The organism is Komagataeibacter sp. FNDCF1 (assembly GCF_021295335.1).
Lineage (GTDB): Bacteria > Pseudomonadota > Alphaproteobacteria > Acetobacterales > Acetobacteraceae > Komagataeibacter.
On the sequence record NZ_JAIWOT010000001.1, the window covers coordinates 1,734,356 to 1,746,225 of the forward strand.

Here is an 11,870-nt window from a genome sequence, read left to right on the forward strand (position 1 = left end):
ATCGCCGTATCAGCGCATTGACAGCGTTCCTCCATGCGACGCCCCGCATGCAACGATGATCAATTCAAGCGCAAGAACGATCAAGACAGAGCGTCCTGTATCTGCCAGATTTTCATACATGACCGGCAACAGCACACCTCAAGCACTACGTGTCGTAGGTATCCTCCAATGGATAGAGGAAAACCTCCACGAGCCGCTGTCTGTTGAGCGTATTTCTCAACATGCAGGCCTGTCTGCATATCATTTCTCTCGGCTCTTCACAGCTCATACTGGCCGCAGCGTAATGGCTCATGTCCGCCATCGCCGTCTTGTTCAAGCCGTTCAGTGCCTTGCCGCCACTCCTGATGTTCGCCTCGTAGATCTTGCATTTGATAGCGGTTTCGACTCACAGGAGGCATTTATTCGGGCCTTCAGTCGAACTTTTGGTAGCTCACCCGGAAGAGTGCAGCGCGCCTATTGGCAAGCTTACTCAGGTCGGGCCAAAAATCTCCCAAATACCCCTGAAGATCGGCCGCATATTGAAAGAATACCAGGCCATATTTACCGAAAGAGCTTCACTATCGCGGGACTAGCCCATCACTTTGAAGAGAGAGCACGATCGGCAATTCCCGGCCTTTGGCGCCGCCTCAGTGAATTTTTTCCGAATCACCTAAACAATGTCGAAGCATATGGCGTGATGTCATGTTCAGATAGGCAGCTTGGGTCGTTTCTCTATATGGCCGGGATACCAATTGATTATAATTATCTATATCAACCACAATTAAAACAGACGACCATACCAGAAAATACTTACGTCGTATTTCGCATTACGTTAGGAAATGGGCCATCGCACCCTCAGATTGCAAAAGCAATCGAAGAAATATGGAAAATAGTCACTTTAGACCCTGATATGACTCCGACACCTGACCCAGACTTTGAAGTGTACGATCGAAATTTTCGCTATGGGACGTCAGGGTCAATAGTGAATTACTATATGCCAATTCGGATGTAGAACATGAACGCAACAAGCATCTCTCCATACCATCCAAAAATAAGCCACTCTCGCCTCAATATATTTGTCTTTTCTTTATTTTCATTACTATTTCTTCCAAACGAAACTATGGCCTTCCCAGTTGGGGAAAGACATTTTGTTGCAACTGAGGTTTCGGCGGAAAAGCGTAATGCGGACCATCAAGACAAACTTCGCGTCACCATTTGGTACCCAGCGTTAAATGGTAGCGATGAGCAGTCTTTAGATATCGGACCCGTCAATGATCCGCGCTTCAAACCCGGCTCGGCCGCACCTGACGCCCCCTTTTTTGACACTCAACGCCGCCCTGTAATCCTACTTTCACATGGTTTCGGCGGATCTGCACGAATCATGGCGTGGTTTGGAACTGCCCTTGCTCGCGAGGGATATATCGTTATCGCGCCAGACCATCCGGGAAATAACTCTCTCGATCCCATGACTTTAGGAGGGGCTCTTTTATTCTGGAAACGGCCGGCAGATCTTGCAACCGCTCTCCACGCCGCTGAAACTGAACCTCTTATCAGAGAGCATCTCGACTTATCACGCGTCGGGGTTGCAGGCTTTTCCGCAGGTGGCTTCACAAGCCTATCCGTCGCTGGCGCACGAGTAGATTTATCTAAATTATTGGCATTCTGCAAAGCGCAACCTACTGACGGTGTATGCGCGCCTCAAAAAGAGTTTCCCATTAGTTACCAGAATTCTACTTCATTTTTCAAAAAGCCAGAAGTAGTATCCGACGTCGCACTTGCCGGTGACGATATGTCGATACCCGAGGTAAAGGCCGCTTTTGTAATGGCACCAGCTTTAGTGCAAAGCTTTAACCCGACCAGTCTGAGACAAATAAAAATACCGGTAACCATTATAGCAGGAGATTCAGACATTACTGCTCCTCCAAGCACAAATGCGGATATCGCAGCCTCATTAATATCTGGCTCACAGATTTATCATTTACCGAAGGTCACACACTATGACTTTCTATCCGAATGCGGTCCAAACTCAATCGCACACATTGATATTTGCCATTCGCTACGAGATCGAAAACAAATACATCAAGACGTTCTTTATTCCGCTTTAAATTTTTTTGATAAAACACTTCAAAATTCAAAAAAATAATACATTTACAGAGGATGATATATAGATTTTCTATATTTAATATTTTCGCCTTGGAAAAGGTGACCGTTAGCGCGAAACATCCAAAGCAAGTGCTGCCGAAAAAGTACTCACGCAGGTTATCAATATTACACACTGTACCATAAACAGTCCCGGCGTTTCATCATCCTCTGCTAACGGCGCGCCGGTATCCACTTCATTGCCATACAGATCGCTATGCTTCAAAAAGCACTATCAGGTGATAAATACTGCTTTTGTAAAATCCAACCGAATAGATATAGATGAATATATTCTCTCATTATATCACTCTCGTTACGTTGTGAGGAAACTTGATAACCAGGTGTTAAGATCGGTAATCTCCGCACCGGTGATCTCATGACCCATCGGATAGACATGCCAGGCAACATCATGGCCCCCCGCACGCAGCCAGTCCCGTCCGAGGCGAGCCGCCGCCAGCGGCACGACCGTGTCGCCCTCACCATGCGCCAGAAAAACCGGCGTTGCCCGGTTGGCCTCCGTTGCCTCCCTTCCCGTTTGCCCGGCCAGCGGCAGATAGCCGGACAGACCGGCGATCCCAGCCAGGGGCGACGAATAGCGCAGCCCGGTCATCAGCGACATCGCACAGCCCTGGGAAAACCCGCCGAGCACGATGCGCCGGGACGGGATGCCGCGCGCGACTTCCTGGTCGATCAGGCTCGCCAGATAGGTCTGCGCATCACGTAGCCCCGGCTCATCTTCCCGCAGAAGCAAATCTGGCGCGAGAAGATCATACCATGCCGGCATGCGCTCACCACCACAGACCGAAACCGGTCGGACGGGCGCGTTGGGAAAAATGAACCGGACCGCGCCGATGGAACGCAGGTCGAGCGCCTGGGCAATGGGCGCCAGATCCCGGCCACTCGCACCCAGGCCGTGAATAAGGATGATCGACGCGACGGGATTTTGTCCGGTTTCGACCTCCAGCGCTTTCAGCGGCTTCATTCCCTGCTCCCCTTTCTCATCGACGTTCATGACGCTTGATGAAACCATGGTACGGGTATAATCGTACATTATCAAGCATGCGGAGGCTGTCATGAAACTCGAAATCTGGTCTGACTATGCCTGCCCCTACTGTTATATCGGCAAGCGGTTTTTCGAAGCCGCCCTGGCCGAATTCGAACATGCCCGCGAAGTCGAGATCGTCTTCCGGGCCTTCGAACTCGATCCGACCTCGGGTCCGGCAGTGACCACCACAACACTCGACCGCATCATGCGGAAATACGGCAAAAGCCGGAGCGACGCCCAGGCCATGATCGACCACATCACATCCATGGGCGAGAGATGCGGTCTCGACATGCGTTATGCCTCGGTCCGCTACACCAACACCTTCGACGCACACCGGCTGACCAAATTCGCCGAACAGCACGGTCACGGCGCAGACATGACGGAGCGGCTGTTCCGGGCCTATTTCACCGACAACTCCCCCCTCGCCGACCATGATGTGCTTGTCGCCCTTGCGCAGGATGTCGGTCTTGATGGCGACGCCGTGCGCGCCATGCTGGCGAGCACCGACTTCGCCGAAGATGTCAGGCGTGATGAAACCCGTGCGTCACAGGCCGGCATTCATGGCGTGCCCTTTTTTGTCTTCGACGGTGCCTACGGTCTTTCAGGTGCGCAGCCGAAAGCACAATTGCTGGCCGCCCTGCGCCAATCATGGAACGAGGCACACAAAACGCTGTCCGAGAATCCTACCACCGGCATGACCTGCGACAGCACGGGATGCGTCATCCCGCCTTCCGGCTCTGGCACTCCCTGAGCAGAAGTCGTCCCGCCGTATTCCCGTCAGGCAGGCGCGCCTTGGCGGGAACGGTCGTATTCGGCGATCGTCTCCTGCGTCAGCGGATCGCTGACAAGCGGGCCGAGGATGGAGTCCAGCAGACCGGGAAACCGGCTGTCCAGATCCTCGCGCCGCAGCTCAAGACGGTATTCCCGACCGATATGGCGCTGCCAGACCACACCGCTGTCACGTAACGCGCGCCAATGATGCGTCATGGTGGATTTCGGAATCTGCGGCAGCACATCACAGCAAGGATGTTCGCCCCCCACGGCGATCGTCCGCACCGCAGCCAGGCGGATAGGATTACCCAATGCCGTCAGCACGGCTTCGAGCCGGATATCCTCGCGTTTCGGATGACGTGCGATCATCCGTGGATTGGTACGCGTATCATGGGAGCGGGTCAAGAAAACGCTGCTTCCGAGCCCCGTCGTAAGCCTGTGTCTCGATAAGGCTGGCCTTTAATTCGTATGTACGCCTATGTTCGTATCATTGAGATTCGTTCATGATGACCGGAGGCCGCCTTGCCACCCGATTTCCTGCCCCATCCCCGTAGTCCAAAGCGGGTCGCCGCCGCACCACGCCCGGCCTGGCTGGCTCTCGTCGCTCTGTTACCGGGCCTCACAGGCTGCACAGTCGGCCCGACCTACAAGGCTCCCCTGCCACCGGATGCCGCAACATTCGGCGAAACTCGGTCGGAAACAGCGACCGTCGCTTCGGCCAACTCCCCGCACCAAGCCTCCGGAAAACCTGGCTCCGACTGGTGGCGTCTCTTTCGCTCGCCCCGGCTGGATGACCTCGTCACCGAGGCACTCCGGAACAACTGGTCGATCCAGGCAGCCCAGGCCAACCTGCGCAAGGCGGCCGAGGGACTCCATGCCGCCCAGGGCAGCCTGATGCCCCAGATCGACGCCACCGGTAGCGAGGGGCGACAGGAATACGGGGCAGCCCTGTTCGGTCCCTGGGCCTGGACCTTCCCGGCCTTCTCCGCCTACTCGGCCGGTCTCGATGTTTCCTACGATCCCGATATTTTCGGTGGCAACCATCGGCTGGTGCAACTGGCCGGCGCACAGAAGGACGCCGAACGGGAGCGCCGTGATGTCACGATGCTCCTGGTGGTCGGCGACACGGTCCTGACCGCCTTCGAAGCGGCCTCGACAGCAGACCAGATCACCGTGATCCGCAGCGTGATCGACACCGACAGGGACACGCTCCGGCTGGCGACACTCGCCTGGCAGGCGGGCAGGAGGCCCCGGCTGGATGTCGTGACCGCCGAAGCACAACTGGCGCACGACCAGTCTCTCCTGCCACCGCTGGTCAATGCCCATGAAGCCGCGCGAACGGCGCTGGCCGTCCTGACCGGCCATTCGCCCGCCAACTGGACCGCACCGACCTTGACCCTCGCGTATTTCAGCCTCCCGCCTGACATCCCTGTGGTGGTGCCATCCGAACTTGTGCATGCCCGGCCGGACATCATCGGCGCCGAAGCCATGATGCGCGCGGCGAATGCCGAAATCGGCGTCCGGACCGCCGACCTCTATCCGCGACTGACCCTCAGCGCGGCCGTCGCCGCCGAGGGGCTGATGGGCGGCCCCGCCGGCGCGGCATGGCGCCTGATCGGCGGAGCTGCTCTGCCACTGTTCCATGGCGGCACCCTGATGGCCCGGAAAAAACAGGCGGAAGAGGATTACCGGATCGCTTTCGATCATTACCAGTCGGTAGTCATCAACGGCTTTCGCGAAGTCGCCGATGGCCTGAACGGCCTGAAGAACGCCTCGACGGAACTGGACAACCAGCGACAGGCCCTGACCTCGGCCGACGATGCGCTGACCTTGAGCCAGGCCGGGTATCAGGCGGGCCGGGAGACCATCCTCCAGCCGATCAACGCCCGACGGCTCGTTCTGCTCGCGCGCCAGAACACAGTGCGGGCACAGACCGAGATGTTCCGTCAGACGGTACGGATCATGGTGGCGACGGGCGGTGGCCTGGCCGACGTCCATGTCACACCCGATCAGTGGCGATCTGTCCGGCTCGCGGCGCGATGACCGGCATCTGATGCACGTTCGGCCTCCAATGTCCGGACTTTCCAGCCCTTTAGGTACGTATATCCGCGTAGAACAATAACTTCGGGAGATATCTGTGCGACGCTTCTTCGTCCCCTGGCACCATGCCACCGCTCTCGCGGTTGTCACTGGACAGTAGGAACTGAACTTGGAGGTTATCCGGGATTATATGGGCCAGACCGGGATTTCGTGTTCCCGACGCCGGTTTCCTGCGGGGTCTGGCGATTGCGCGGTTAAGGTGTGGATAACTCGCCATGACAGACAAAATGGAACATGGCGCGACCGATGGCGGGTTAAGACAGTTGAAATGGAACCAGCGGCTTGGGCGTTCTTACACTCTCTTAGAGGCTTCTAGGGGAAGCCTTATGATAAGGCCACGAATGGCGGATTATGGGGCTTAAGAGGGCGTTTGCATCATGATGATGATGCCTGATTGTTTAGGAAGCATGGCGGCTCAAATGGGCCGTTTCGCATTTGTCAGGTTTGCAATTGGTGCCAAAATCCAAAAAATAAATAATATACAACAAAAACATATAGTTATCTCGATTAGCGCGCAAACAGGTTTCGAAACGCAAATTTCAAAAAAATGTAGATATATTCTATAATCCTCTGACATAAGCATGCCAGAGGAATCTACGGAATAATGCCCCCTCATGAGCCATGCCATAATGTAAACAAAACACGAACATGCAAGTTGCAAAGAATGCAACTTGATCATAGTCTCGTTAAGCAAAGAAATGCCGCCGGAAGGGTTGTTGTGGCGCGAGGGTTCGCAACGGCTGCGAACCCTCTTCGCACTACAGTCGCAAGTTGGATTTGCAATCATTTCAAATCCACTGGTCTAGTATCGTCGATATGGAGACTTTCTGCGTGACGTTGGATGGTTTGCAACGGTTGCAAACCATCCCGGAGCAGAGACGCAGCACGATATACAACCGTAGGTCGTGGGTTTGCACAGCGTGCAAACCCACATTTTCCTTGACGCCGAGAATCTTCCCTTTGTAGGGTGCGTGTCAGGGCGTAGAAACCCTTGCAGGCGGCAGGCGTCGCCCGGTAGCTTTTGCTATCACGACGCCATTTTTGTGTCCACGTTACGGGCATCATAGCGCGAGATACTTCGCCGGGAGGCGATGGCGTATGTCCAGGGCGAAAGCCTAAAGGTCATCGTGCCGTTCCTGCAGCGGTTTCTAACTCCCGGCGGCGCTCGTGGTGAGCGCTGCCAATGCCTTAGAAAGCATATGCAGGATATCACCATGCTTAAGATTGAGATTTGCCCAGAATACCCGCATCAGAGCCTTAGTAGCTGCACGTCCATGCTGGATATGCTGGCAGATATGTTTGCTGCTACCGAAGACCTGAATACCCTTGGTTCCAATGGTATTGCCGGTATCTGCATGACGCTGAATTCCATCAGTGAGGCCCTGTCCACCATCCGCGACACCATCGAGAGCGAACGGGATGGGCGCATCACAGGGAATGATGTTGCACCCTCGCTAACCCAACCCAGAAAACGCCGGTCTTCCGCCGCTGCGTGACAGCAAACATGACAGGGCGACCCGGCAGGCGGGTCGCCTTCTTTCTTGATGGGTCTGGATATGGATTTTTTTGATCAGGACAGCTTTGATCTGGCAGCGGGCATATCCGCTGCGCAACTCGCCTGCATGCAGCGGCGCATCCGTTATCTTGAGGCCGCACTGGCACAGGTGACAGGGTGCAACGGGGCGCTTCGGGAATGGTTCTCGGCTGCTGAACTTATCCGATATGGTCTGCCGGGGCTACCTGTAACAGCTTCGGGCCTGACCCGGCATGCACGGGCACATGAATGGGAATACCGTATTGCGCCGGGACCGCGCGGTGAACGGATGGAATACCATTTCACTTCCCTTCCTCAACGCGCATTTGACGAGATGCTGGCCCGGATATTGCGGAGTGCCGCACAGGTGCATGACATGGCGGAACTCGTCCCCAACATTCCCCGCCCTGCACGGCCATCCAGTGACCGGCGGCGATCGGAACCGACGCCGCAATGGCTTCTGCCACTCATGCGGATATTGCGTCAGGAACCTATGCCCATAGGGCAAGCCGTCAAACTTCTGCCGCCGGATATCGCCACCGGCCACAGGCCAGATATTCAGGAAGTGGTGCAGAAATTACGTGAGATAGGGTTATTGGCGGGGTAAATGTAAGAAATGAAATCAAAGAATATTCGCCTATTAACATATCTCGATATTGGCTCCATCCTTAATATGAAAATGAAAAAATACATAAAAAAAGGACTTCAACCAAAACATGGAGGCGACCGATCAAAATTACATGACAAAAAAAGACGCGATTTGCAGGATTTATGTCAATAAAAATGGGTATGTCTGAAAGGTCTATCTATGATCATCTTAAAATATACAAAAAATTAGATAAACGCCCTCGTAAGATGCTCAAGAAAACATGGGTAGCCAATAATAGGAAGATTCTGGCCTACATTGCCAGCGCCCCACCGGACAGGCAGATGGCAATGGCCAAGATGATTCATGACCATCTAGACATAAAATCGCTGCCGGAACCTCTGGTTAAGATTATGGACGAATAAACCCCAATCAACAGAAATAAACATGGCGGATCGCTTGTCACGATCCGCCTTTTTTGTTTGATATACTCGATCAACGCATGAGCATCGGGACAATCAACAGGCCATGAGCAAGGGAAAACATAGCGCCTACCAGAACGAATTCATCCGTGACTTTATCGCGGCCAATGTCCATCACATGACGATTGATGCGTTACGGAGCGGGCTACTTGGGGCATTCCCTGGACATGACATTCCATCCCGCTCGTCACTGGGGCGATATGTGGCAGCGCTTCCCAAAAAGTATCCCCGTCTTACCGAACGCCACCCGGCATTTCGTGATCATGCTGTCCGGGCGCTTGTCGATACCTGGAGCCAACAGCATATGACGGTGGATGAAATAGGTGCCGCGCTGGCAGCGCAATATCCAGACAAAGAAATGCCGTCCCGTTCATCCTTATGGCGCTATCTGGCTGCCACGGGACGCACGGGAAAATGGGCAAATTGGTCCCGGCATCCGCAAGCCCAAGCATATTTGCATGATGCTGACCCAAGCCTGTCGATCAGGGAACTGCGAAAAGGTCTGTCGGCCGTGCTGCCTCCCGACAAGGTGCCGGAGCGGTCGGCAATCAGTCGGTGCCTACAAAAGGCAGGGGGCAAGAAAGAACGGGCCAATACCATTTCAGCCCACGTGCGTGAACTGGTTGACGATATGGTTTATGCTTGTTCCATTGATACAATCAGGAAGGCGTTGACGGCTTCATTGCCTGACGCGATGGTTCCGTCACGTTCTGCCTTGGGCCGGTATGTGAAGAAGGTGCGTGACAGCCTGAAACAGGCGCATGCGGCCTGACACTCATCCAGTCCGATTTTTATCCATGACCACTGCAACCGGCATTATTCCAATGGCCGGTTTTTTTGTCCCTACAGGCCGTTCTGGCGTTTTGGGGTATCCGACGTGGGAAGCGGCATTAAAACCGCTGTAGCCCCCTCTTAAAGCCTCTTATGAGTCTCTTAAAAACACATGCGCACCGCATGGGTGCGAAGTATTCAGAATGTAGAAGACCATAGGGGCGACAAGTCGGACATGACATACTTCTTGCGCTTGGTGTTCTATGCTGGAAGCAGAGAGGAGCACCCATGCCTTCCAACATCACATCGCAAAAATGCCCCGATGTCCATGACCTGACTGGCGCTGATTTTCTCGTCCGGCTTATCGGCTATGATGACACCGTGCGGCTTCTGGAGGAAGCCCGGGGTGAGCGGATATACATCCCCAAAAAAAGAATGCCGTCCAAAGGGCTTTGCGGCTTGCAGAAGATTTTAAGTCCCGGCTCCATTTCCGCGCTATCGGAAGTCCTGGGGGGAAATTACTACCGGGTGCCTTTTGCCCGCCGTTTCATGATTACCCACTATCATGACATGGGCATGAAGCCTGCTGATATCGTGCGACGCGTTGGCGTTACGCGGGCGTGGGTCGGAAAAGTCATCCAGGGAGTAGAAAGAGGCAACCAGCGCCTTACGAAAAAGGCGGCGTGACGCATGACGACCGCAACCCAACTCCTTGAACTGCCTGTTACCGGTAAGAACGTACCGGACTGGATACACCTGGTCCCGGCTGGCACATTCACCGGAGAGGACGGGCGTGGCCCGTTCATCCTGTCGGACCCTGCCAGCGTTATCAGCCGGTCCCTTCCCGAAGGCGGCAGGCCCATTCCACTCGATTATAACCACGCGGCACACAACGCGGCGGCAACCGGCGCACCTGCTCCCGCCGCCGGATGGATCACCCAGCTTGAGAGCCGCGAAAACGGCATCTGGGGCAAGGTGGAGTGGACCGCAAATGGCCGCAAGGCTGTGGCCGCGCGTGAATACCGCTTCATCTCTCCCGGCCTGCGCACGGACACGGGCAAGCATGTGACTGCGATCGTGAGCGCCGCCCTGTGCAATATGCCGAATTTTGGCGAACTGACCCACCTCAACACACGCGGAAAGCGGGAAGACGCAGCCGCCCCCGATGCACGGATGGAGCATTTTCTCGGGCGTATCTGCGAAATCCTGAAACTTCCCCCGACATCACATGACGAGCAGGCGCTTGATGCTGTCAGGAAACTGGCGTCATTCCGGCACAACCAGATACCGGGCAAGGCTGCCGATCCCAAGACGGACAGCGGGCCAGCGGGGCGCGCTTTCGAGGATAAATCCAACACCGAAGTCCGCATTGACCGCCTGATTGGCCTGACCAGCCCCGATATTCGATAACCGCAAGGACAAACATCTTCAATGATGATCAATGACGCCAATCTTGGCACGTTTTTTACCCGGCTGAACATTGTCTTCAACAAGGCTCTGGTCAATGCGCAGTCTCACTACAGCGACATTTCCATGATCGTGCCGAGTTCGACCGGCGCGGAATCCTATGCATGGCTCACCAACTTCCCCGGCCTTCGGGAGTGGGTCGGGCAGCGCGTCGTGACGCGGCTGGGATCGCGCCGGTTCGATATCGTCAACAAGACGTGGGAGAGCACGCTTTCCATCAGCCGCAATGATCTGGAAGATGACCAGTACGGCATCTATGCCCCGATTCTTCAAAACATGGCCTATATGGCTGCATCGCATCCTGATGAACTGATCTTTGCGCTCCTGGCTGAAGGCCTGGTCAATCGCTGTTATGATGGGGAGACATTCTTCAGCACGCAGCACCCGGTAGGCGTGAATGGCGCAAAGAAACCCACGCTTGTATCCAATGTGTTCGGGGCGGGAAACTGCGCACCATGGTTCCTGCTGGATTGCTCCAGGCCGATGCGGCCCGTCATCTTCCTGTCCCGCAGGCCGGTGGAATTCGTGTCCAAGACGGATCTTACCGCCGGGAATGTCTTCTATAACAACGAATACGTGTTCGGCGCCAGCGCCCGCTACAATGTCGGGTATGGGCTGTGGCAGCTGGCCTACGCCTGCACGGACCCGCTGACCCCTTACAACTATGCCGTTGTCCGCGCCGCGATGATGAGCCAGAAATCGGATGAGGGGCGACCGCTGGGGATCAAGCCCACGCATCTGGTCACAACGCCGGGCAACGAAAACGCGGCCCTGCGCCTGCTGCGCTCCCAGACGATTGAAGCCACGACCAACGAATGGGCGAACACGGCGGAGCCGATCATTACCCAGTTCCTGCTTGGCGCGAAGAATGCCCAGGCGTCGTGGGGCAACATCTCCGACTTCCTGTCTCCTGCCACGACCTATGGAACAGGCGCGGGAACCACGGCGGACGGCAAGCCGCCTTCCATGGCGACATCAACCCCGACAGGCTCGTGA

13 protein-coding genes are annotated in these 11,870 nt (G+C 55.4%); 11 read left to right on the plus strand and 2 right to left on the minus strand.

What is annotated here, in order from left to right; all coding sequences use genetic code 11:
* The first annotated feature begins 118 nt into the window (after window positions 1–118).
* A complete protein-coding gene (locus tag LDL32_RS08170) occupies window positions 119–991 on the plus strand; it encodes an AraC family transcriptional regulator (protein WP_233065936.1) in 873 nt (290 codons plus the stop codon).
* A 3-nt stretch (window positions 992–994) separates the two neighbouring features.
* Window positions 995–2,122 carry an alpha/beta fold hydrolase gene (locus LDL32_RS08175; protein ID WP_233065939.1) on the plus strand — a complete coding sequence of 376 codons (1,128 nt, stop codon included), beginning with the start codon at window positions 995–997 and terminating at the stop codon, window positions 2,120–2,122.
* 309 nt (window positions 2,123–2,431) lie between these two features.
* Here LDL32_RS08175 and LDL32_RS08180 read toward each other — a convergent pair whose 3' ends face one another.
* Window positions 2,432–3,130 (minus strand): alpha/beta hydrolase, encoded by a 699-nt coding sequence (locus LDL32_RS08180; protein WP_233065941.1) that lies wholly within the window; start codon window positions 3,128–3,130, stop codon window positions 2,432–2,434.
* Between the two features lie 61 nt (window positions 3,131–3,191).
* On the opposite strand from LDL32_RS08180, the gene LDL32_RS08185 reads away from it, so the two are divergent.
* Window positions 3,192–3,914 carry a DsbA family oxidoreductase gene (locus tag LDL32_RS08185; RefSeq protein WP_233065944.1) on the plus strand — a complete coding sequence of 241 codons (723 nt, stop codon included), beginning with the start codon at window positions 3,192–3,194 and terminating at the stop codon, window positions 3,912–3,914.
* Between the two features lie 26 nt (window positions 3,915–3,940).
* Here the strand turns inward: LDL32_RS08185 and LDL32_RS08190 are convergent, their stop codons facing one another.
* Window positions 3,941–4,339, minus strand: a complete 399-nt coding sequence (locus tag LDL32_RS08190; RefSeq protein WP_233065946.1) for a helix-turn-helix transcriptional regulator — start codon at window positions 4,337–4,339, stop codon at window positions 3,941–3,943.
* 117 nt (window positions 4,340–4,456) lie between these two features.
* Here LDL32_RS08190 and LDL32_RS08195 point away from each other — a divergent pair, with 117 nt between their 5' ends.
* The 8 genes from LDL32_RS08195 to LDL32_RS08230 all read left to right on the plus strand — a co-directional run bounded on the left by LDL32_RS08195 (window position 4,457) and on the right by LDL32_RS08230 (window position 11,870).
* Window positions 4,457–5,977 carry an efflux transporter outer membrane subunit gene (locus LDL32_RS08195; protein ID WP_233065948.1) on the plus strand — a complete coding sequence of 507 codons (1,521 nt, stop codon included), beginning with the start codon at window positions 4,457–4,459 and terminating at the stop codon, window positions 5,975–5,977.
* A 1,148-nt stretch (window positions 5,978–7,125) separates the two neighbouring features.
* On the plus strand, window positions 7,126–7,530 hold the full coding sequence (locus LDL32_RS08200; protein WP_233065950.1) for a hypothetical protein: 405 nt from the start codon (window positions 7,126–7,128) through the stop codon (window positions 7,528–7,530).
* Between the two features lie 60 nt (window positions 7,531–7,590).
* Window positions 7,591–8,175 (plus strand): DNA-binding protein, encoded by a 585-nt coding sequence (locus LDL32_RS08205; protein ID WP_233065952.1) that lies wholly within the window; start codon window positions 7,591–7,593, stop codon window positions 8,173–8,175.
* A gap of 176 nt (window positions 8,176–8,351) precedes the next feature.
* A complete protein-coding gene (locus LDL32_RS08210) occupies window positions 8,352–8,579 on the plus strand; it encodes a hypothetical protein (RefSeq protein WP_233065955.1) in 228 nt (75 codons plus the stop codon).
* A gap of 103 nt (window positions 8,580–8,682) precedes the next feature.
* Entirely contained in the window at window positions 8,683–9,408 is a 726-nt protein-coding gene (locus LDL32_RS08215; RefSeq protein WP_233065957.1) for a hypothetical protein, read from the plus strand.
* A 287-nt stretch (window positions 9,409–9,695) separates the two neighbouring features.
* Complete coding sequence (locus LDL32_RS08220) at window positions 9,696–10,094, plus strand: hypothetical protein (RefSeq protein WP_233065960.1); 399 nt, start codon at window positions 9,696–9,698, stop codon at window positions 10,092–10,094.
* Window positions 10,095–10,097: 3 nt separating this feature from the next.
* A complete protein-coding gene (locus LDL32_RS08225) occupies window positions 10,098–10,817 on the plus strand; it encodes a phage protease (RefSeq protein WP_233065962.1) in 720 nt (239 codons plus the stop codon).
* A gap of 21 nt (window positions 10,818–10,838) precedes the next feature.
* Window positions 10,839–11,870, plus strand: a complete 1,032-nt coding sequence (locus LDL32_RS08230; RefSeq protein ID WP_233065964.1) for a Mu-like prophage major head subunit gpT family protein — start codon at window positions 10,839–10,841, stop codon at window positions 11,868–11,870.

Coding starts and splice junctions, on each gene's coding strand:
- LDL32_RS08175 (WP_233065939.1), top strand. CDS start 995: ATGAACGCAACAAGCATCTCTCCATACCATCCAAAAATAAGCCACTCT.
- LDL32_RS08205 (WP_233065952.1), top strand. CDS start 7,591: ATGGATTTTTTTGATCAGGACAGCTTTGATCTGGCAGCGGGCATATCC.
- LDL32_RS08200 (WP_233065950.1), top strand. CDS start 7,126: ATGGCGTATGTCCAGGGCGAAAGCCTAAAGGTCATCGTGCCGTTCCTG.
- LDL32_RS08220 (WP_233065960.1), top strand. CDS start 9,696: ATGCCTTCCAACATCACATCGCAAAAATGCCCCGATGTCCATGACCTG.
- LDL32_RS08185 (WP_233065944.1), top strand. CDS start 3,192: ATGAAACTCGAAATCTGGTCTGACTATGCCTGCCCCTACTGTTATATC.
- LDL32_RS08180 (WP_233065941.1), bottom strand. CDS start 3,130: ATGAACGTCGATGAGAAAGGGGAGCAGGGAATGAAGCCGCTGAAAGCG.
- LDL32_RS08230 (WP_233065964.1), top strand. CDS start 10,839: ATGATGATCAATGACGCCAATCTTGGCACGTTTTTTACCCGGCTGAAC.
- LDL32_RS08215 (WP_233065957.1), top strand. CDS start 8,683: ATGAGCAAGGGAAAACATAGCGCCTACCAGAACGAATTCATCCGTGAC.
- LDL32_RS08210 (WP_233065955.1), top strand. CDS start 8,352: ATGGGTATGTCTGAAAGGTCTATCTATGATCATCTTAAAATATACAAA.
- LDL32_RS08170 (WP_233065936.1), top strand. CDS start 119: ATGACCGGCAACAGCACACCTCAAGCACTACGTGTCGTAGGTATCCTC.
- LDL32_RS08225 (WP_233065962.1), top strand. CDS start 10,098: ATGACGACCGCAACCCAACTCCTTGAACTGCCTGTTACCGGTAAGAAC.